The 21,160-nt window shown below is 39.0% G+C and carries 17 protein-coding genes; 13 read left to right on the top strand and 4 right to left on the bottom strand.

Annotated features, from left to right (window positions below; genetic code table 11):
• Positions 1–91: 91 nt before the first annotated feature.
• On the bottom strand, positions 92–4,936 hold the full coding sequence (locus UXI14_RS02440; RefSeq protein WP_335964663.1) for a choice-of-anchor L domain-containing protein: 4,845 nt from the start codon (positions 4,934–4,936) through the stop codon (positions 92–94).
• A 292-nt stretch (positions 4,937–5,228) separates the two neighbouring features.
• Between UXI14_RS02440 and crtI the strand changes: the two genes are divergently transcribed.
• From crtI to UXI14_RS02405, 7 genes are all read left to right on the top strand, one after another.
• Positions 5,229–6,689 (top strand): phytoene desaturase family protein, encoded by a 1,461-nt coding sequence (gene crtI / locus UXI14_RS02435; protein WP_335964662.1) that lies wholly within the window; start codon positions 5,229–5,231, stop codon positions 6,687–6,689.
• A complete protein-coding gene (locus UXI14_RS02430) occupies positions 6,686–7,537 on the top strand; it encodes a phytoene/squalene synthase family protein (RefSeq protein ID WP_335964660.1) in 852 nt (283 codons plus the stop codon). Before crtI ends, UXI14_RS02430 begins: the two co-directional genes overlap by 4 nt.
• Positions 7,534–7,983, top strand: coding sequence for a beta-carotene hydroxylase (locus tag UXI14_RS02425; protein WP_335964659.1), 450 nt, complete (start codon positions 7,534–7,536; stop codon positions 7,981–7,983). The genes UXI14_RS02430 and UXI14_RS02425 overlap by 4 nt, the downstream gene beginning before the upstream one ends.
• Positions 7,983–8,690 (top strand): lycopene cyclase domain-containing protein, encoded by a 708-nt coding sequence (locus tag UXI14_RS02420; RefSeq protein ID WP_335964658.1) that lies wholly within the window; start codon positions 7,983–7,985, stop codon positions 8,688–8,690. The genes UXI14_RS02425 and UXI14_RS02420 overlap by 1 nt, the downstream gene beginning before the upstream one ends.
• Positions 8,691–8,972: 282 nt before the next feature.
• Positions 8,973–9,545 (top strand): sigma-70 family RNA polymerase sigma factor, encoded by a 573-nt coding sequence (locus UXI14_RS02415; protein ID WP_335964656.1) that lies wholly within the window; start codon positions 8,973–8,975, stop codon positions 9,543–9,545.
• 2 nt (positions 9,546–9,547) lie between these two features.
• Positions 9,548–9,721, top strand: a complete 174-nt coding sequence (locus UXI14_RS02410) for a hypothetical protein (protein WP_335964655.1) — start codon at positions 9,548–9,550, stop codon at positions 9,719–9,721.
• The gene (locus UXI14_RS02405; protein WP_335964654.1) at positions 9,714–10,547 is read left to right on the top strand and encodes a small-conductance mechanosensitive channel; all 834 of its coding nucleotides are present in this window, start codon (positions 9,714–9,716) and stop codon (positions 10,545–10,547) included. The genes UXI14_RS02410 and UXI14_RS02405 overlap by 8 nt, the downstream gene beginning before the upstream one ends.
• A 486-nt stretch (positions 10,548–11,033) precedes the next feature.
• On the opposite strand, the gene UXI14_RS02400 is transcribed toward UXI14_RS02405, so the two are convergent.
• Entirely contained in the window at positions 11,034–12,548 is a 1,515-nt protein-coding gene (locus UXI14_RS02400) for a helicase HerA-like domain-containing protein (RefSeq protein WP_335964653.1), read from the bottom strand.
• 287 nt (positions 12,549–12,835) lie between these two features.
• Between UXI14_RS02400 and UXI14_RS02395 the strand changes: the two genes are divergently transcribed.
• A complete protein-coding gene (locus UXI14_RS02395) occupies positions 12,836–13,468 on the top strand; it encodes a 7-carboxy-7-deazaguanine synthase QueE (RefSeq protein WP_335964652.1) in 633 nt (210 codons plus the stop codon).
• Positions 13,469–13,560: 92 nt separating this feature from the next.
• Here the strand turns inward: UXI14_RS02395 and UXI14_RS02390 are convergent, their stop codons facing one another.
• Positions 13,561–14,262, bottom strand: coding sequence for a class I SAM-dependent methyltransferase (locus UXI14_RS02390; RefSeq protein ID WP_335964651.1), 702 nt, complete (start codon positions 14,260–14,262; stop codon positions 13,561–13,563).
• 210 nt (positions 14,263–14,472) lie between these two features.
• Here UXI14_RS02390 and UXI14_RS02385 point away from each other — a divergent pair, with 210 nt between their 5' ends.
• Together UXI14_RS02385 and UXI14_RS02380 are read left to right on the top strand one after the other, a co-directional pair.
• Entirely contained in the window at positions 14,473–14,967 is a 495-nt protein-coding gene (locus UXI14_RS02385; protein ID WP_335964650.1) for a YkgJ family cysteine cluster protein, read from the top strand.
• Positions 14,968–15,064: 97 nt separating this feature from the next.
• A complete protein-coding gene (locus UXI14_RS02380; RefSeq protein ID WP_335964649.1) occupies positions 15,065–15,901 on the top strand; it encodes a sterol desaturase family protein in 837 nt (278 codons plus the stop codon).
• A 20-nt stretch (positions 15,902–15,921) separates the two neighbouring features.
• On the opposite strand, the gene UXI14_RS02375 is transcribed toward UXI14_RS02380, so the two are convergent.
• Positions 15,922–17,157: a DUF1343 domain-containing protein gene (locus tag UXI14_RS02375; protein WP_335964648.1), complete on the bottom strand. Its 1,236-nt coding sequence runs from the start codon at positions 17,155–17,157 to the stop codon at positions 15,922–15,924.
• A gap of 3 nt (positions 17,158–17,160) precedes the next feature.
• Between UXI14_RS02375 and UXI14_RS02370 the strand changes: the two genes are divergently transcribed.
• The 3 genes from UXI14_RS02370 (at position 17,161) to UXI14_RS02360 (ending at position 20,993) form a co-directional block, all read left to right on the top strand.
• Positions 17,161–18,396, top strand: a complete 1,236-nt coding sequence (locus UXI14_RS02370; RefSeq protein WP_335964647.1) for an FtsX-like permease family protein — start codon at positions 17,161–17,163, stop codon at positions 18,394–18,396.
• 94 nt (positions 18,397–18,490) lie between these two features.
• On the top strand, positions 18,491–19,846 hold the full coding sequence (locus tag UXI14_RS02365) for a pyridoxal-phosphate dependent enzyme (protein WP_335964646.1): 1,356 nt from the start codon (positions 18,491–18,493) through the stop codon (positions 19,844–19,846).
• A gap of 64 nt (positions 19,847–19,910) precedes the next feature.
• Positions 19,911–20,993 carry a Gfo/Idh/MocA family oxidoreductase gene (locus UXI14_RS02360; RefSeq protein WP_335964645.1) on the top strand — a complete coding sequence of 361 codons (1,083 nt, stop codon included), beginning with the start codon at positions 19,911–19,913 and terminating at the stop codon, positions 20,991–20,993.
• Positions 20,994–21,160: the final 167 nt, after the last annotated feature.

Here is a 21,160-nt window from a genome sequence, read left to right as displayed (position 1 = left end):
TAGCTTTTTTAGGCTAAAAAATACACCTGCAAGTCAAAAAAAGGCTATGCAGAAGAAAAAGGTACCATTGCAATAGGGTAAAAGCCAAAAACTATTCCCTAACCAAGCTAAAATGCCCTTTAGCCACAAATGGTTTGTCCATACCTATTACATCGGCATTAAACCAATAGTCGTCCTGTGGCATATGCTTTCCGTTATAGGTGCCGTCCCAGCCGGGGCCATCGGCATCGAGTACCGTTAATAATTTTCCATAACGGTCAAAGATCCTTACCGTAGAATTGGGTATGGTTTGTGCCCCTGCAATGTGCCAGGTATCGTAAACGCCATCTCCATTTGGAGTAAAGAACTTTGGAAAGCCCAAAACCAGTACGTTTTGTTCAACGGCCGTTTCGCAACCATTTCGATCTATAACCATAATTGTATGGTAGCCTATTGGAACATTCGTAAAGGTGTTTTCCTCTTGGGGCGTTCCGTTATTCAATACAAAAAGATAATCCCCAACCCCGCTAACCGTTACCGTAATACTATTGTTTTCGGTAAAACTCACGGTTTCTACCGCTAGAATGCTGGCTTGTTGAGATTCTATTACGGTAAAGTCCTTTGTGGTACTGCAATTGTATTCTGAAGTTACCGTAACCCAGTAATTTCCAATGGATGGGATGGTAATAGATGGCGTAGTGGCTCCCGTGGACCAAAGATATGTTTCGTTTGTATTTCCTGTTGAAGCATTTACCATAATGTTTGGGGTATTGATGCATTGGGTAAGGGTATCTTCTATGGGAATAAGAGGAAATGGGTCTAGATAGATGTTAAATGAAGCAATATCGTAACATCCAGTTTGAAGATCTTCCAATCTGGCAAAGATTTCATCGCCGTTAATGGCTTCAAAACTTAAAACTTCTTCAGTAGAAAGTGCATTTGCGGCCATGTCGGCATCTTGCTGGTCGTGATAATAGGTTATTTTATGGTTTGCAGGGGTTTCATTTCCCATAATTATGGGAGTTTGCGGTGCGAGGTTAAAAATATAAGAGAAATCGTCTGTACAAACCCGTAAGTCGGGCGGTGTTGTGGCTTCGGGACTTCTGTTTATCTCAATGTTGACCGGCGTGGTTACAAAACAGCCGGTTTCTTTGTAAGTTACCCTTGCAAACAAGGTAAAATAGCTGCCGGGATAGGTAAACCCGTTATTAAGCACGTTGGTATTGTTCTGGGCATCGGTTTCGGTAGAAAAATAGGCAATATCCACTTCCGAAGGTACTTGGTAGAGGCTATTGTTCATGGCCGTAAGATCTATGGTGCCATTGTCGGTAGAGCAGTACATCATGGTGCCAAATGTACTTAAGGTGGGGGGCAGTGCTACCTGAAGTTCCAACGGCACAACCAGGTAACAATTAGAAATGGTATTCGTTGCCCTAACATACACTGTTTGCGGGTTGGTCGTGTTAACATATGCTTCGGGCACGGCAATGGGATCTGTGTTGTTTTCTGCATCGTTCTCGTTTTCAAAATAACCTAACACCACATCTTCTTGACGGATGCCCAATACATTAATGTTGTCACTGGTAAGGTCGAAAACAGTGCTGCCATTATAATCATTGTCACAACCAATTACAGGGTCGGGTTGATTTACCAGGCCAACAATGATAACATTCAGTTCAAATTCTACAATTTCATAGCATCCGTTGGTACTTTCAACACGGGTGAAGATGGTTTGCGGGTTGTCTATGTTGGTATAATCGTTGGGCAGGGGATCTGTATCGGTTTGCGCATCATTTATGGAGTAGTGAAAGCTCAAGGAGCTTATTTCCGGGTGTCCGGCCTGTATTTGTTGGGCTACTGGGGCTAGGTTAAACAATTCTTGGCCATTGTTGGAGATATCGTCACAGGTAAACAAGTCGGTCGGGGCATTGTACCCGGGACTTTCGTTAACCGAGATAGCAAAAGATGCCACATCAAAACAATCTTGATTGTTTACACTCTCTACACGTGCATAAATTGTTTGCGGATTTGAAGTATTGTTGTATGCCACGGTTTTGTTTATGGTATTGGTACGGCTGTTGGCATCTGCCATGGTTTCGTAATAAAGTACCTGATAGCCTGTTTGACCGTTTAGTATGTCTGCATCCTTTGTATTGAAGATAAATTCCCCATTGGCATCGTTGTTGGCCTCGCAATATTGATATGTACTAATATTTTCCAAGGAAGGCAACACACTAATTATAACCTTGAAAGGTACAATGGAGGCGCATCCTGTTTGTGTGCTTTCTACGCGTGCAAAAATAGTTGCAGTAGCCGTTGTGTAACTATTTGGTGAGGCAATCGGGTTGATTGCTTCGTTTGCATCGGGCAATCTTGTATAAAAAGTTACTTGCTTGTTATTGGTGCCTATTGTTATTTCGGGAATTTTAGAGGTTAAGTCAACCGTAGATACGCCATCGGTATTATTATCGCAAACCAAATAATCGGCAGGGATATTGTAGGTGGGTGCCGGCAACACTTCTATTTCAAAGCTTCCTATGTTGGAGCATCCGGTAGGGCCATAGGTAAGCCGGGCATATAAAGTTTGCGGATTTGATGTATTGGTAAAGGTTGCCTTTTCGGGAACAAAGTTGGTAAAACCCTCTGCATCTTCTTCCGTAAGGAAATACTCCACGTAAAGGTCGGGGTCGCCTCCCGTATATAGCTCGTCGTACTGATTAAGGTTGATAACAGTACTTCCGTCTTGGTTTGTATCGCAAACAGTTTGCCTTGCAACGTTTGGAACGTCAATATTTGGGTTTACGCCTATCTCGATGGTTTCGAGTTCGCTACAATTTGGGTCGTCTATACGGATGTACAATATTTGCGGGTTGCTTGTGTTGTTAAAGGGGGCTGTTTTGTCCAACGGGTTTACATTGTTCAGGCGGTTATTTTCAGATAAATAGTACGTAACCGTTACATCGGGGATGGAAGCTGCTATTCTGGTCTCCAATTCCAATAAATCGAAGGGAACAATGCCATCATTGGTGCCGTCATCGCACAAATAATAAGGAGAAAGATCGGTATCGCTCAACAAACGGTTGGTAAACAATCTTAAATAACCAAGTGTAACACAACTTGAGGTATTGTTGGTAAACCTTATGTAAATAACCTGCTCAAAAGGGTTTGTGTTCTCAAAATTTGTCGTGTTGGTAATGGGATTGGTGCCATTGAGGGCATCATTACTACTAAGGTGATAACTCACGGAAACATCGGTAAGGTTTTCTAGCAAAGGGGAGGCTTCTTCCACAAGGTTAAAGGTGGCCCTTCCGTCATGGTCGGGGTCGCAGGCATCTACGCTTATGGTTGAAGCCCCCAAAATGGGCCCGCTTACAATGCGGAGGGTGAGCGGGGCTACCGAGTAACAGCCCGTTTGTGGGTTGCGTACCCTTGCATATACCGTTTCGGTCCCGTTATAACTACTGTATACATAATCGAGCGGATTGATACCCGAATTGGCTTCCTGCTCGGTTGCATGATAGGTGATAAGCATTCCTGTTTCCCCGTTCAATATATCTTCGGTCGCGTCGCCAAGGTTAAATTCTTCGTACCCTATTAAACCGGTATCGCATTGCGATAAAGTTACATTGGTTTTTATATCGGGTAAGGGGTTTACAATTAAATCGAATTGATTATAGGCCAAACATCCATTTGTATTTTCTTCAATCCTTACATATACCGTTTGCGGATTGGAAGTATTGGTAATGGTTGTTTGTGCATTGGTATTGTTCTGTGCATCATCTTCAGATACATAATAAGTAATGGTATAATCTCCCGAATTCCCCACCGATTGCAGGATTTCTTCGTTTTTTATTGAAAGGTCAAAGCTTTCGGTAGTGTCGTTATCGTTATCACATAGCTCATATGAGGTTAGGGGAGTAGAATTTTGCTCGGCACTCAAGGAAACTTCAATGCTATCTTCGGTTGTGCATACATCGTTTCCCAGGGGGATGGTTGCAACAACTCGATAGTTACCTCCTGGCTCTGTGGCCACAATGGAAGAAGTAGTTTGCTGAAGTTGATTGCCATTTAAAAACCATGTATATGATGCGTCGGGATTATTTACATTGGCATTTAAGGTTATGGAAGAAGCACAGGTGCTAATATCGGGGCCCAAGGACACCTCGGTATTGAAGCTATTGCCTTGAAGGAATATGGCCGAGTCGGACAGGGCATCCCTTTGGTCGGCTACAATAAGTTTAATCCGGTAACGGCGGTTGGGCTCGATAGATGCGGTTGCGGTTAATGGAACGGTGCGACCGTTAAAGTTTGTATCTCCCATGTTGTAACCGGCAAAGTATTCTTCGTTTTCAGCATCGCAAAAGCCAACAATTTCCTGGTGTATGGTGGTCGTGGAAATAGGGATGTCGGTCCCCGGGATTACGGCAATGTTGGTATAGGGTTCAGAATTATCGGCAGGTTTTATCAGAAAGGCAAAACTATCGGAAAACCTACATGGAAAATCATTGGAATATTCTTCAGAAGCCAAAAGATAATTAAAACTAAGCGTGTTTGTCCCTGCAATAAATTCAAACTCTATGGTTGTGGCATTGAGCGTATTGGAAACCCCCGTTGCCAGTTCTAAATCGGCATCACTACCCCATGTGTTTTCTCCGGCACTTAAAAGTTCGTTGTTAAAATTGTCCCCAATATCGTTAATGTTGCCAGAAGTAATTACAATACCGTTATCAAACGGAAAAGCAGCATTCTGTTTTTCAAAATAACCATAACTGCTTATATTGTTTACCGATCCGTTTACGGGAGTGCTTACATTGCTAATCTCCACACAGCCTTGAATAAAGTGCTGCTCGATTAAATCTTCGACAGGGAGGCTGTTTTCTACCGAAATCCCCTGTGCATTGACCAAGGAAATACAGCAAAAGAAAACGATAGTACCGATAAAGCATTTAATGTTCATATAAAATGGAGAGTTAAGTCATATTTGGGGGAAGGGGACAACTACAGCATTGGGGTTTTTGTAGGATTAATATCAGATGAAAGATAGTTAATTCTCACATACACTACAAGAAAACATTTTAAATAATAATGCGGGAAGAAGAAGGTTTTTTATAAATAACTGAATTTTAATGAAATGATAATATGAAAAATTGAATATTATGTTTAACTTTATACTTCAATTTATTAAACAAAATAAATAGAATGATTGTAAACTTTCAATATATATCGGTATTTATAAATGTTACAAGCCCATGAAAGAAGTAATTGTTATAGGCTCCGGATTTTCGTCCCTATCGGTGGCATGTTACCTGCAAAAGGCTGGCAAACAGGTAACCGTACTGGAAAAAAACGAGCAAATTGGTGGAAGGGCTTCTATTCTGGAGGCGGAAGGCTTTAAATTTGATATGGGACCTTCTTGGTATTGGATGCCCGATATATTTGAACGGTTTTTCAATGATTTCGGCAAAAAGGTATCCGATTATTACGAACTCATAAAACTCTCACCGGCTTACAATGTGTTTTTTGAAGGAGGAAATTGTATTGAAATAGCCAACGATCTTAAAAAAATATGCAAGACCTTTGATGAAATAGACCCGGGAAGCGGGGAAAAGCTCAGTAAATTTATAAATCGGGCAAAGGAAAATTATAAAATTGCAATGGAAGATCTGATATACCGGCCCGGGATTTCTATAACGGAGTTAATTACCCCAAAAACAATGATGAGGCTAAATTTGTTTGTGTCCAGTATAACTTCAGAAGTAAAAAAAATAACAAAAAACCGGCATTTACAAAGCATTTTGGAATTTCCGGTATTGTTTTTAGGGGCAAAACCCAAAAATACCCCCGCCTTTTATAATTTTATGAACTATGCCGACTTTGGAGGCGGTACCTGGTACCCAAAACACGGGATGAATGGTGTGGTTAAAGGGATGGAAACGCTGGCGACTTCGTTGGGAGTGGTTTTTAAAACCAATGAAGAAGTAAAAAGTATATATGTTGAAAATAGAAAGGTTACCAAAGTGATTACCCAAAAGGAGGAATATGCGCCAGGGATTGTTGTTTCGGGGGCAGATTATTTCCATACAGAAAAACTGCTTGCTGAAAAATTTCGTAATTACAACGCGGCTTATTGGGAAAAGAAAACATTTGCCCCCTCTGCATTTTTGTATTATGTAGGTTTTAAAGGGGGTGTTGAGAGCGTTGGACATCATAACCTTTTTTTTGATACCGACTTTAAAAAGCATGCCGAAGCTATTTATGATAAGAAAACCCTGCCCGACAATCCATTGTTTTATGCAAATTTTCCATCAATTACCGATGAAACATTGGCACCAGATGGACTGTCGACCGCCTTTTTTTTAATTCCAATAGCCGTAGACATAAATGATACAAAGGAAATGCACGATAGGTACTTTAACATCATCATGGAGCGGTTTGAAAAGTGTACGGGCGAGCGTATTGCCAATAGAATCGTGTATAAAAAGGCGTTTGGGGTAAACGATTTTAAGTCGAGGTACAATTCGTACAAGGGAAATGCCTATGGACTGGCCAATACCTTGAGGCAAACATCGGTGCTTAGGCCGGGCATTAGAAACAAAAAAGTAAAGAACCTTTTTTATACCGGGCAGTTAACGGTTCCCGGACCTGGAGTGCCGCCGGCATTGATTTCAGGAAAAATAGTGAGCGATTATATAGTAAAACACAAAATATGACAACCAACTACAAACTATACCAAAAGGTATGCTTGGAAACAAGTAGAATGGTAACCAAAAAGTACAGCACGTCGTTCTCGCGGTCAATAATGTTCCTTACACCCGATATTCGCGAAAACATATATAATATTTATGGTTTTGTGCGCTTTGCCGATGAAATAGTAGATACTTTTCACGAACACGACAGAAGGAAGCTGTTGGACCGGTTTGTTGCCGATTACCATTTGGCCTTAAACGAAGGAATATCGATGAACCCTGTTTTAAATGCATTTTGCAATACCCAGAAAACTTGCAAGATACCGCAGGATTTGGTAGATACCTTTGTAGAATCTATGTACATGGACCTGGGGGAGATGAAAAACCTAAACTCCCAGGCGTATAAAAAATATATTTATGGGTCGGCAGAAGTGGTTGGTTTAATGTGCTTAAATGTTTTTTTAAAAGGTAATGAAGCAGATTACAATAAATTAAAGCCGTATGCGCAAAGTTTCGGCGCCGCACTGCAAAAAGTCAATTTTTTAAGGGACATCAGTTCAGATTTTCATCAACTAAACAGGACTTACTTTCCAAATGTTGACTTTACGCAGTTTACGCTCGAAGATAAAATGCAAATTGAAGAAGATATTAAAAAAGACTTTCAGGAAGCAATAAAAGGGATTAAAAAGTTGCCACTTTCTTCCCGTTTTGCCGTGTATCTTGCGTATCTTTATTACTCAAACCTATTTAATAAAATAAAAAAAACCGACTCCGAGCAGCTTTTTAAAAAGCGAATACGGGTAAACAACTTCGAAAAGGCGTTGTTGTTTTCTAAAATATATATGCACAAGCGTTTAAATATAGAAATATGAGCCTTTTAGTATATCCATTGGTTACCGTTTTGGTTTTCTGTTTTATGGAAGCAGTTACATGGTGTACGCACAAGTATGTCATGCATGGGTTCATGTGGTATTTTCACGAAGACCATCACCGGCCAGGATACCCGCACGTTTTTGAGAAGAACGATTTCTTTTTTGTAATTTTTGCCACTCCCAGCATCTTACTTTTTTATTTTGGAGCCTATAATGGATTAAACGTACTTTTTTTTATCGGCCTTGGAATCCTTATGTACGGAATTGCTTATTTCTTGGTCCACGATGTGCTTATACATCAGCGGTTTAAATGGTTTAAAAACACAAAAAATAAATACTTAAGGGGTTTGAGAAAAGCACATAAAATACACCATAAGCATTTAGGGAAAGAGTCTGGAGAGTGTTTTGGCATGTTGTATGTTCCAAGAAAATACTTTAAAATATAGTGGAAAGGTTTTTATATTTACTATTGGTGACTTTAAGCTTTGTAGTGCCTTTTTTATACAGTTTTGAAAAAAAACGCCTCTATTTTATTAAATATTGGAAGCCTTATTTCTTGTCAATAATTATTGCGGGATTGTTTTTTATAGCATGGGACATTTATTTTACCATTGCAAAAGTATGGGGCTTTAACGACACCTATTTAACCGGACTGACTATTTTTTACCTTCCCGTGGAGGAATGGCTTTTCTTTCTGCTCATTCCCTATGCAAGCAATTTTATACATTATGCCCTGTTGTTTTTTTTCCCATCTCCACGCTTGGGCAAAGTATCTGCACGGTATGTTGCATATTCCCTGTTTGTTATGGCATTGACAATAACCGTTTTTAATAGTGAAAAAATATATACTTTTTGCAGCTTTGGTCTTTTCGCCCTGTTAATATTACTTCAAATAATATATAAATTTCATAGTTTCAATCGTTACGTACTTTCCTTTCTTGTTATTTTAATTCCTTTTTTCATAGTCAATTCCTGGTTGACCGGGCTGTTTACAGAAATGCCCATTGTTTATTACAATAATGAAGAAAATCTGGGGATTCGTTTGGGGGCTATTCCTATAGAAGACATTTTTTATTGTTTTTCATTGTTGTATACAAGTATTCTTCTGTTTGAATTTTTTAAAAAAAGGCCTGTCAAACAAAAAAGAGCATAGATGCTATTACTTTCCGTAAAAAATCTTTCAGTTGAAGCAATATAAGTTGTAAGTAATTGTTATTTAGTTGAATATAAATTTTTTATTATGAATAATAATTCAATATGATGTTTGAAAAATCTGTAAATTTAGAGGAAATACAGTGAAAAAATTTTAAAAACAAAGATTGAAAAAGCCCGAATTTTACAAAAAGGAGATTTTTATTAAAAATCGTGTGACTTTTTTATCCTTGGTGTGTCTAAAGGGATGACACCGGTTTTTTACCGTAAATTTCTTACAATTTTGACGAAATTTGAGAGTGATAATAAAAGTAGTGATGAACAACTTGTAGCGAAGATTGTTGCGACCAACGACGCACATCTCTTTGCTGTTTTGTACGACAGGTACTCGGACCTTGTATATAATAAGTGCCTGAGTTTTACCCGTGACAAAGAAGAAGCCCAAGATGTAACGCACGATGTTTTTATACACTTATTTTTAAAACTAAAGACCTTTAAAGGAAAATCTAAATTTTCTACATGGCTGTATTCCTTTACATATAATTTTTGTGTGAATTACATACAGCGCAATAAAAAGAAACGAAATGAAAAGTTTGTCTTGACAGATGAAATCCCCCCAAACACTGATGAATACGATGAAATTGATGATAAGCAGATTTACCAAATGAAATCTGAAAATTTATCAAAAGCATTAAAGTTGATAGACCCAAGCGATAAAATGATATTGATGATGAAGTACCAAGACGACTTGACAATAAAGGAAATTCAGGAAGTGCTCGAATTAGGGAACAGCGCTATCAAGATGCGCTTGAACAGGGCAAAGGGTCGTTTAATAGAAATATACAATGCTTTGTAATTATGGATAATCCGTTCAAGAAAATAATACAAAACGAAAAATTACCCGATTCCATCAAAGAAAAGATAATGGAAGATATAGATATGATAAAATTGACTTTGGATGTGGCGGATTTATTTATGATTAAATATCCCGATACAATTAACGATATATTAAACTTGAGAAACGATGAATAAACAATTACTTGCAAAACTAGATTTCGATATTTTACATGATTTATTTAATACTATCATTGAATCATTGCCAAAAATACTGGGCGGTATAGTTTATATAGTAGCATGTTGGTTAATCCTTAAATTGGTGCTCTTTATTGCAAAAAAATCATTGAAGTTCACAAAAATAGACGAACTGCTTACCAATGAAAGCGAGAAAAGCAACCTGTTTAATACTTCTGTAAAAATACAGCCAACCAAAATCATATTGGGTTTTATTAAATGGTTTTTAATACTCATATTCATAATAGTGGGGGCCGATATTTTGGGCTTGTCCATAGTCTCTAACGAAGTAGGTAAACTTGTACAGTATCTGCCTAGAATCTTTAGTGCTGTACTGATATTCTTTGTAGGGGCATACGGTGCCATGCTGTTGAAAAAAACAATTCAATCTACATTAAAGGCATTCGATCTAAATGGCTCCAAGGCCATTAGTATGATTGTCTTTTACCTGGTTTTTATTTTTGTAACCATAATAGCACTCAACCAGGCAGGAATAGATACAGAGATAATTACCAACAACCTGTTTTTAATTATCGGGGGCATCCTTGCCGCTTTGGCCATAGCTTTGGGCTTGGGCTCCCGGGAGGTGGTTTTAAGGCTTTTGTTGGGTTACTACTCAAGAAAAAACTTCCCGATAGGCAAACGCATTAAAATTGAAAACGAAGATATTGAGGGTACCATACTATCGGTAGATAATATCTGCATGGTAATAAAAACAAACGGGCAAAAGAAAATAGTGGTGCCTATAAAACAAATTGCAAATAAAAAAGTAGAAATTTTAGACTAATTTTATTTTTATAAAATACTGATTGTTAGTGTTTTGAAATGTGTTTTCAATAAAATTAAAAAATAATTACAAAAAAAGAGTGACCTATTAAGAATATAGGTGTCTAAATTAATAGAGGAGCAATCTTCATAAGTATAACACACAATTTAATTTGCGCATATTATGGAACTTTTATTTTTGCTAGTACAACTTTTGACATTGCCAGGTTTAATTTTTTTGGGTTTAATTAGTTGGTTTGATTACAAAAGATCAAAAGAAGATTATATGAAATTGAAAAATGCGATTGTGCAGCAAAAAGCCCATTAATATGTCAAACTCCAAGAAAAAAGTATTTGCATACTTTTTTTTGAGACATTAAAAGCAGAGCTTAGAAATAAGCTCTGTTTTTTTTGATTAAAAGCAACCGACCATATAATTTTATGGCGGTTTTCTTTTATAACGTTCGATTATGTTGACAAAGTTATAATAATCGAACTCAGATTTATATTACCGCATGGCTTTGCTTAATATGCCCATGACGCCACGAATAAATGTGGCACTGGTAAGCACTTTAACAATGGGGTTCATGCGGGTACTTTTTCTAGAAGAAGATGTCTTGACCCGTTTTTGTTCTTCTTTGGCTTTTTGCTGGGCTTCTTCCCGTTGCGATTTCTCAATTTTTTCCGTAAGAAGCTCATAAGCACTTTCCCGGTCTATTGTTTCGTTGTATTTGGGAATCAATTTGGAATTGTCGAGCACCTGTTTCAATTCACTTTCGGTAAGTATGTCCATACGGCTCATGGGCGCGCGTAACATGGTTGCTGCTAATGGCGTTGGCCTGCCTTTTTCGTCCAGGGCAGATATAAGCGCTTCTCCAATACCCAAAGAAGTTAGTACTTCGGCTGTGTTGTAAAACTCTGAAATAGGATAATTTTCTGCCGTGAGCTTAATGGCCTTTCGGTCTTTGGCGGTAAATGCCCTTAACGCATGCTGTATTTTAAGTCCGAGTTGCGCCAAAACCTCATTGGGGATATCGGTTGGGTTTTGGGTAACAAAATAGAGGCCAATGCCCTTGGAGCGTATAAGTTTTACAATACTTTCTATTTGGTCCAGCAAGGCGTCTGAAGCCTCGTTGAAAATTAAGTGTGCTTCGTCAATAAAAATAACCAGTTCTGGCCTGTCGCTGTCCCCTTGCTCTGGAAAGGAACTGTACACTTCGGCTAAAAGACTTAGCATAAAGGTCGAAAACAGTTTTGGTTTGTCTTGGATATCGGTTAGCCTCACGATGTTGATGATTCCCTTTCCGTTTTCGTCTATCCGGGTAAGGTCATCTACTTCAAAAGATTTTTCTCCAAAAAAGAGGTCGGCTCCCTGTTGTTCCAGTTCTATTATTTTCCTTAATATAGCCCCTGTTGATGATGTTGAGATACGGCCGTAAGATTCCTGAAATTCGTCTTTTCCCTCATTGGTGCAATATTGCAGGATTTTTTTAAAATCTTTTAGGTCCAATAACGGGAGTTGTTTATCGTCGCAATACTTAAAAAGCACGGCAACAATCCCTTGCTGGGTATCGGTAAGGTCAAGTATTCTGGAAAGCAGTACCGGGCCAAATTCAGATACGGTGGCCCGCAACCTTACGCCGTTTTGTTGGGAGAGCGTAAGGATGTCGATAGGGGATTTTTTTGCTTCGTAAGCAAAGCCTATTTTTTGGTGGCGCTCTTGGATCTTGGCATTATTATCGCCCGGTTGTGCCAATCCGCTTAAATCGCCTTTGAGGTCCATGAGCAATACTGGAATTCCTTTTTCTGAAAGGTTTTCGGCTAGTATTTGCAATGTTTTTGTTTTTCCGGTTCCGGTAGCCCCGGCTATAAGCCCATGCCGGTTTAGGGTTTTTAAAGGTATTTTTACATAGGCATTTGTTAACGGCTCGCCATTGAGCATTGCTGCCCCCATGTTTATAAAATCGCCTTTTGTAGTGTAGCCTTTTTCTAGATGGCTAAAAAATGCTTCTTTATTGCTCATGACCAAAATTGTTTGCTACTAAAATAGTTGAAAGTTTGTTAAGTTGAAAGCAGGTCGATGGGTTAATGGAATAAAATGATTGAAAAAGCAAAACTTTTATCGGGATGATACTTAAAAGCGGGGTGTTGAACGAAAGACAAAACCTGTTAGCCCTGATTGCGCCAACTAGCCTCCTGAACGGCTTTTGCCGGGCAGGTGCGTAGTGGCAAAAGCAGGCAAATGCCACGGCTGTAAAAACCGGGCCTCTGTGCTCTAGAAAATAGAAAAGGAAACCGTATCTTTGCCGCATGGAAAAAGAAGCGATTTTAGCGAAGGTAAATGCAGGGGAAATGCTTCCGTTGATGGAAGAATTTTACACCATACAGGGAGAGGGATTTTATAAGGGAACAGCGGCCTATTTTATTAGGATAGGCGGCTGCGACGTGGGCTGTCATTGGTGCGACGTGAAGGAGAGCTGGAATGCCGATACGCACCCGCCAACGGAGGTGAGGAGCATTGTGGAAAATGCGGCTAAATATTCTGATACCATTGTGATTACGGGCGGGGAGCCGCTTACATGGGATATGACTTTTATTACTTCTGAATTGAAGAAAAAAGGGCTAAAAATCCATATTGAAACTTCTGGCGCTTATAAATTGACAGGGGCTTGGGATTGGATTTGCCTTTCACCAAAGAAAATGAAACTTCCTACAGAAGAAGTATATAAAAAAGCACATGAACTGAAAGTAATTGTTTATAATCTGCATGATTTTAAGTTTGCTGAAGAACAGGCCGAAAAAGTGAACAAAGATTGTATTTTGTATTTGCAGCCCGAATGGAGCAAACGTGATAAAATGATTCCAGAAATAGTTGATTATGTAATGAAAAATCCAAAATGGAAGGTTTCGCTACAGACACATAAGTATTTAAATATTCCGTAGGTTTAAGAGGCAAAGAGGCAAAGAGGCAAAGAGGCAAAGAGGCAAAGAGGCAAAGAGGCAAAGCTTTGTGCCTTGTTTTTTGAGTACTGGTTTTATAGCGTGATTTTGGCGAGGTAGTTGTAATGTTCGCCTTCGGCCAGAAGCTCGCATTTTAATTCGGCCATTTGGCAAAAAGTCTGCAAGGTGGTAAAATCCAAATACAGCCAAGTAGTGGTTTCGCGCTCGCCTTTGTATTTTAACGTATATGTAAGTTCGCCATAATAATCGCCGTCCATGGGGATCCACTTTCCACCATCTTCGTCTTCGTCGAACATGTAAATAATATCGGAAGAATCGATAAGAATTTGTCCTTCTTGGTTGAGAAGGCTCTTTAAATGTAGCAGTTTTTTGGGCACTTCCTTATACTTCCCAAAGATTCCGGTGCCGTTCATCAGTAATAAAATGGTATCGAATTTTTGATCTTTCAGTTGAAAAACATCTTGTTGAAAAGCTTTTTTTACGCCCCGTAATTTGCTGGTTTTTATTGCTCCCTCAGAAATATCAACAGCCGTAACGTCTGCATTTTTTTTCTGAAGGTACAGCGAATGACTCCCGGCGCCACAACCAATGTCCAGTACTTTTCCATAAGCATGTTTTAGCGCTGTTTGCTCCAAAGGGGGCATTTCATCAAAACTCCTAAAAAGATACGAAATGGGCAGGGTATCTTCTTCAGAAATGGAAGTTTCGGTAAAAATGTCTTCAGAAAAATTATCGTTGAAATAATCTAAAATGGCCTTGCCAAGAATGTCTTTCATTGCTGTAATGTTGAAAGGGATAATAGTTTGTAAAGGTAATGAGATATTTGCTTTTGGTCGGCATAATTAAGGGGTTATGTAGTTACGTAGTTATGAAGCTATGTAGTTATGAGGTAATGGAATTTTTATTGAGATGAATTATTAAAAAAATCAACTAATTGGAGGCTGACGGTGTTCTTTGTATCTTTGCTCCTTGAGGAAAAAGGCAGCATGGAACATTTTTTAAAACAGCTCCCGCAATTGGCGAACGACAAAAAAGCGGAAAATAAAAAGTATTTTGCGAAACTTAAAAAGAAACCGCCAAAGAACTTGGATTATATCATGCAGGAGCTTCATGACGACGAGTTTGAAAAAACAGATTGCCTTACTTGTGCCAATTGTTGTAAAACCACGGGTCCGCTTTTTACCAATGCAGATATAGAACGTATAGCCAAGCACCTAAAAGTAAAACCACAACAGTTTATTGACCAATACCTGCAAATCGACGAAGAAAACGATTATGTGCTCAAGGAAGTCCCCTGTACTTTTCTGGATGCCGATAATTATTGTTTAATTTACGATGTTCGTCCAAAAGCATGTAGAGAGTACCCGCATACCAATAGAAAGAAATTTCACCAGATAACAAATTTAACATTGAAGAATACCGCTATTTGCCCGGCCGCATACAATATTGTCGAGAAAATGAAAAAGCGGTTGCCTAAATAAAGAGAAGGTTATTGGGCTGACATTATAAAAAAACGGGTTTGAGCGAAAACCTAATTTGGGGCCAAAATAATTTCAATAAAAATGTTATCTTGTAATTATGGAAACCTTAATTGCTTATTTCGAGACCATTCCGTCTTCGCACCGGAGCATTATTTTAATATCCGGCATTACATTTTTTTGGCTATTGGAATATGGTGTGCCCCTTTTTAAATTTAATTATAAAAAGTTTAAACATGCCTGGCCAAACATTTTTTTTACGTTAACGACCATAATTGTAAATTTTGTACTGGCCTTTATCCTGCTAAAAACAAGCGATTGGGTCGTTGTGCATAATTTTGGCGTTTTGCAGTGGCTGGAAATGCCTTTATGGGCAACCATATTGGTTGGACTGCTGCTGTTGGACCTTATTGGGGCATGGTTGGCACATTGGGTACAGCATAAAATAAAACCGTTATGGATGTTCCATTTAATACACCATACCGATAATCATGTCGATACAACTACGGCAAATAGGCACCATCCCGGAGAAAGTGTTGTACGTTTTGTATTTACAACCTTGGGTGTATTCATTGGGGGCGTGCCTATAGGGATTGTATTGTTGTACCAATCGCTTTCAGTAGTTTTTTCGCAATTTAACCATGCCAATATTAAATTGCCCAAAAAGCTCGATACGGTAATCAGCTGGATAATTGTATCGCCCGATATGCACAAGGTTCACCATCATTATGTATTGCCGTATACAGACACCAATTACGGAAATATATTTTCTGTTTGGGACCGCTTTTTTGGTACGTTCTCCAGAATGAGAAACGAAGATTTGATATATGGCGTCGATACATATCCCGATGTAGATTCCAATACACATATCGGGAAACTTTTAAAGATACCTTTCTCAAGATACCGTGCGCCAAAAGGGGCTAAGTTTGAGCAGTAGTTTTTATGATTTTGAAAAAATCAATCGTAAATCAAATATTTTTTTCTGATTTTTTTAAACGAATCCAAATCCTTTTGCCAAGAAGCCCTAATTTCTTCATTGGTTAAGCCACTTTCTATTTGTTTTTGTAATTTCTCGGTACCGGCATGAAGCGTGAACGATGAGGTTCTAAAAAAATTGGGTTTGTCGGTACAATGTTGGTATGCCTTGATAACCCATTGCATACTTACCATTTTTGGAGCTTCAATATGGCTTAAATCTTCACCGTAACAAACTTCGTCCTGGTGTTTGGGCGATTTAGAACCAAAATTGGGCTCGGGAGTGTAGGTAAATGTAAAATAGTTTTTATCCAAAAACGGCGCCCCATACCTTTGGAACTGAAATTCTGTGCCACGACCGGCATTTATATGGGTTCCTTCAAAAAAGCCCAAACTTGGATACAATGCAATGGATTGGTCGTTGGGTAAATTAGGCGAGGGGCGAATGGGTAAACTATAATTGGATTGATGCGTGTAATTTTTTACTGGAATCACCGTTAAATCGCATTGCACTCCATTTGCCAGCCAATGTTCGCCATTGAGCATTTTTCCATATTCCCCAATGGTAAGGCCATACACTAACGGAATAGGTATTTTTCCCAAAAAACTGGTATGCGCCATTTCCAGCATGGGCCCATCCACATAGCTTGCGTTTGGATTTGGACGGTCCAACACGATAAGCGGAACGTTATTTTCTGCACATGCTTCCATGACCAAATGTAGTGTAGAGGTGTAGGTATAAAAACGGACCCCAACGTCTTGAATGTCGAAAACGACAATATCCAAGTCTTTTAATTGCTCAGCGTCTGGCTTTCTCGACTTTCCATACAACGATACAATGGGTAACCCGGTTTTAGTGTCTTTATTCCCCTTTACGTGTTCCCCGGCATCGGCTTTTCCCCTAAATCCATGTTCGGGCGAAAATATTTTTTTTACGGCAATGCCAAGTCCCAGCAAAGAATCTACCAAATGTGTGTGCCTTCCATCCTTTTTAAACAAAACAGAGGTCTGGTTGGCTACAATGCCTACTTTTTTGTTTTTTAACAACGGCAGGTATTCATTTGTTTGGTTGGCCCCCACGACAATTTTTTCTGAAATGTCAACACCGTTATTTTCGGTATGTGTGCCCTCTTTTTTTTGTTGATGTCCATTCCCGCAGGAAATCACTAAAAAAAACAATAATAAAAATGTATTTTTGAAGCTTATAAAGTATCGCATAGTTTGAATTTAGAATATTTTATCGCCAAACGCCTTATAAAGGGAAAGGAGCATAAAAGTAGTATATCGGCACCAATTATAAAAATTGCAATTACGGCAATTGCATTGGGTGTTATCATGATGCTTATTGCCATTGCAACCGGTGTGGGCTTACAACGCAAGATCCGGGAGAAAATTGCGGCCTTTAACGGCCATATTCAAATTTATAATTACGACAATAATACTTCGGATGTTTCCATAAACCCAATTTCCATCCATCAAGATTTTTATCCCGAGTTTAAAACCATAGACGGGATTTCGCATGTGCAGGCGGTCGCTACAAAAGGAGGGATTATCAGGACCGAAAATACTTTTGAAGGAATAATAGCCAAAGGCGTGGGCGCCGATTATAACTGGAAGCCTTTTGAAGATTTTCTGGTGGAAGGAAGATTGCCCGACTTTTCAGGGAAAAGAAATGAAGAAGTGCTGATTTCGCAATATTTGGCAAACCGCCTTAAATTTAAAGTGGGCACAGAGTTTTGGGCCTTTTTCTTAAAAGACGATGTTAGCGATATTCCAAGCCAGATAAAACTTAAAGTGGTGGGGATTTACAATAGCGGGTTTAACGATTTTGATGCTAATTACATTTTTATAGACCTGCGCCATATCCAGCGCATGAACAGGTGGAAGGAAGACCAAGTGGGAACTTTTGAGGTTTTTATAGACGATTTTCATAAAATTCAACAAAAAGGAAGGGAAATATACGGGGTTACCTTATCCACACTCGATTCCCAAACCATTGCCGATAAATATTATACCATTTTTGAATGGCTGTCTTTGTTCGATTTTAACATAGCAATCATTATAGTTATTATGATTATTGTTGGCGGAATAAACATGATTACCGCCCTGCTGGTCCTTATATTGGAGCGAACCCAAATGATTGGGTTGCTAAAAGGCCTGGGGAGCAATAATTGGAGTATTCGCAAGATTTTTCTCTATAATGCAGCATATCTTATTGCAATCGGGCTCTTTTGGGGCAACGTTATTGGCTTAGGTCTGTTATTTTTACAACAAAAATATGGGTTTATTTCCCTTGATGCCCAAACCTATTATGTGTCGCAGGCCCCGGTGTATATACATCCCCTTGATGTCATCATTTTAAACATAGGAGTACTTGTTTTGTGCATGCTCATGCTATTGGTGCCTTCTTACATTATTACTAAAATATCTCCGGCAAGGTCCATAAAATTCGAATAAATATAAATAAGTGCTTTTTAATACTTTTTAACTTGGCTGTTCCCAAAAGCCTACGCTACATTTTATATCTTTAAGGAAATCAATTGTATAGCGTATGGATTATGCAAATAATATATTAGAAACCATAGGGGATACCCCATTGGTTAAGCTTAATAAAATTACCGGTGAAGTAAATGCTTTGGTCTTGGCAAAGGTAGAAACTTTTAATCCGGGCAATTCCATAAAAGACAGAATGGCCGTAAAAATGGTAAACGATGCCGAAGCATCTGGGGCTTTAAAACCCGGAGGAACCATTATTGAAGGAACCAGTGGAAATACGGGCATGGGGCTGGCTTTGGTTGCTATTGCCCGTGGCTATAAGCTTGTTTGTGTAATAAGCGATAAACAATCCAAGGAGAAAATGGACATACTCCGTGCCATGGGTGCCGAAGTTATAGTTTGCCCAACCAATGTTGCGCCCGATGACCCGCGGTCTTATTATTCCGTATCAAAACGTTTGGCTGAAGAAACCCCAAATTCTTGGTATGTAAACCAATACGACAACCTTTCCAACTCGCAGGCGCATTACGAACAAACAGGGCCCGAAATATGGAAACAAACCGATGGAAAAATAACGCATTTTGTTGTGGGTGTTGGTACGGGGGGCACCATCTCGGGCGTTGGAAAATATTTAAAGGAAAAAAATCCAAACATAAAAATATGGGGCGTAGATGCCTATGGCTCTGTTTTTAAAAAATATCATGAAACAGGTGTTTTTGATGAAAACGAAATCTATACATACATTACCGAAGGCATAGGGGAAGACATGCTCCCTAAAAATGTAGATTTTAGCATTATAGATGGGTTTACCAAAGTTACCGATAAAGATGGTGCCGTTTATACAAGGAAACTAGCAAGGGAGGAAGGTATTTTTGTAGGATATTCGGCCGGATCTGCCATTAAAGGGCTGTTGCAATTAAAAGAACATTTTAAGCCCGACGATGTGGTTGTGGTACTTTTTCACGATTCGGGAAGCCGGTATATAGGGAAAGTATTTAACGATGACTGGATGCGGGACCGCGGTTTTTTGGTCTCGGACGTTAAAATGGCTGGGGATTTAATAAAAAGTGCCGAAAATGAATTGATAACCGCCAAGACGGAAGAATTGGTATCGCATGCAATAGAACGCATGAAAACCTATAACATTTCGCAAATACCCGTAACGGATTCATCGGGGTTTGTAGGCTCGCTGGACGAATCGACGCTTTTTAAGGCTTTTATAGACGATAAGGATATTGCCAATAAGCCCATAAAGGAAATCATGCAGGCACCTTTTCCGATAGTGAAAAAAAACACATCGATTGACGAACTTTCAAAATTGATAAATAGAGAAAATAAAGCTGTACTGACCAATTTGGGCGATGGGCGTTATCATATTATTACCAAACACGACATTATAAGTGCTATTTAAATAAAAATCAGTAATTTAAGGATTTATAACAATGAGTTTGAAAATTGTTTAAAGCAAAAAAATAATGATTAACAGAAGAGGATTTATAAAAAATTCGGGGCTTTTGGTAGCAACAAGCTTGCTGCTATATCCTGCCTATTTGTTTGCGCAAAAAAAGCAAAAACTGGGCGTTGCATTGGTAGGATTGGGTTATTATAGCACCGATTTATTGGCGCCTGCACTACAGCTAACAAAGTATTGCGAGCTAAAGGGAATTGTTACCGGGAGCCCGGAAAAAATTCCGGCCTGGCAGTCTAAATACGCTATTAAAGACGGCAATGTATATAATTATGAAAACATGCACGAAATTGCCAATAACAACGAGATAGATGTTGTATACATTGTATTGCCGCCGGCATTGCACGCAAAATACGCTATTATAGCCGCAAATGCAGGCAAACATGTGTGGTGCGAAAAACCTATGGAAGTTACCGCTGCTAAATGCCAGTCCATAATCGATGCCTGTCATAAAAACAAGGTTAAATTGGCCATTGGCTACCGCATGCACCATGAGCCCAACACACAAATCTTGATGAAGTGGGCAGAAACACTTCCTTTTGGGAATATTGAGTATGTTACGGCCGAAGCAGGATATTTTGATAATAGGACAGACCATTGGAAACAAATAAAAGAATTGGGCGGAGGCGCCATGTACGATATGGGGGTATATCCGCTTAATGCCATTAGGTATACAAAAGGAATGGAGCCGGTACAGGTAAGTGCTTCGCACGAGACAAGGCGTCCGGAAATATACCAGGAAGTTGATGAGACCACAATTTTTGAATTAAAATTTGAAGACGGCACCATTGCTCAAGGAAAAACGAGTTTAGGCCAAAGTTTTAATAATCTGGAAGCCAGTTGCGAAGACGGAAGCTATTATCTGCGTCCGTTTCAATCGTATACTGGAGTTCAGGGCAGGGCTAGCGACGGAACGGAATTATTGCCTTTTAAGGGGAACCAACAAGCCAAACAAATGGACGACAATGCCTTGGCCATTATGCACGACCAGCCCATGCTGGTGCCTGGGGAAGAAGGGTTGAAAGATATTCATATAGTAGAAAAAATATACGAGTCGGCTGCCAACAATAGTAAATGGATTTTTATATAACTAAAATTTGTTAATAAATTGATAATTAATGGAATAAATCAATGTGTTTTTAAATTTTATTAGGATTTATTATTAATTTTTTTGTAATTTTAGAATGCTAATAGCTGCCCCAAATAGATTTTAGGTTTATTTTTATTAACTTTTTAAATTATCAACAATGGGGCAAT

It is taken from the genome of Galbibacter sp. PAP.153 (assembly GCF_037029175.1).
In the GTDB taxonomy this organism is placed as follows: Bacteria; Bacteroidota; Bacteroidia; order Flavobacteriales; family Flavobacteriaceae; genus Galbibacter; species Galbibacter pacificus.
This window is presented reverse-complemented; position numbering and strand designations above follow the sequence as displayed.

Coding starts and splice junctions, on each gene's coding strand:
- UXI14_RS02440 (WP_335964663.1), bottom strand. CDS start 4,936: ATGAACATTAAATGCTTTATCGGTACTATCGTTTTCTTTTGCTGTATT.
- UXI14_RS02425 (WP_335964659.1), top strand. CDS start 7,534: ATGAGCCTTTTAGTATATCCATTGGTTACCGTTTTGGTTTTCTGTTTT.
- UXI14_RS02360 (WP_335964645.1), top strand. CDS start 19,911: ATGATTAACAGAAGAGGATTTATAAAAAATTCGGGGCTTTTGGTAGCA.
- UXI14_RS02385 (WP_335964650.1), top strand. CDS start 14,473: ATGGAACATTTTTTAAAACAGCTCCCGCAATTGGCGAACGACAAAAAA.
- UXI14_RS02380 (WP_335964649.1), top strand. CDS start 15,065: ATGGAAACCTTAATTGCTTATTTCGAGACCATTCCGTCTTCGCACCGG.
- UXI14_RS02410 (WP_335964655.1), top strand. CDS start 9,548: ATGGATAATCCGTTCAAGAAAATAATACAAAACGAAAAATTACCCGAT.
- UXI14_RS02375 (WP_335964648.1), bottom strand. CDS start 17,157: ATGCGATACTTTATAAGCTTCAAAAATACATTTTTATTATTGTTTTTT.
- UXI14_RS02365 (WP_335964646.1), top strand. CDS start 18,491: ATGGATTATGCAAATAATATATTAGAAACCATAGGGGATACCCCATTG.
- UXI14_RS02400 (WP_335964653.1), bottom strand. CDS start 12,548: ATGAGCAATAAAGAAGCATTTTTTAGCCATCTAGAAAAAGGCTACACT.
- UXI14_RS02405 (WP_335964654.1), top strand. CDS start 9,714: ATGAATAAACAATTACTTGCAAAACTAGATTTCGATATTTTACATGAT.
- UXI14_RS02390 (WP_335964651.1), bottom strand. CDS start 14,262: ATGAAAGACATTCTTGGCAAGGCCATTTTAGATTATTTCAACGATAAT.
- crtI (WP_335964662.1), top strand. CDS start 5,229: ATGAAAGAAGTAATTGTTATAGGCTCCGGATTTTCGTCCCTATCGGTG.
- UXI14_RS02395 (WP_335964652.1), top strand. CDS start 12,836: ATGGAAAAAGAAGCGATTTTAGCGAAGGTAAATGCAGGGGAAATGCTT.
- UXI14_RS02430 (WP_335964660.1), top strand. CDS start 6,686: ATGACAACCAACTACAAACTATACCAAAAGGTATGCTTGGAAACAAGT.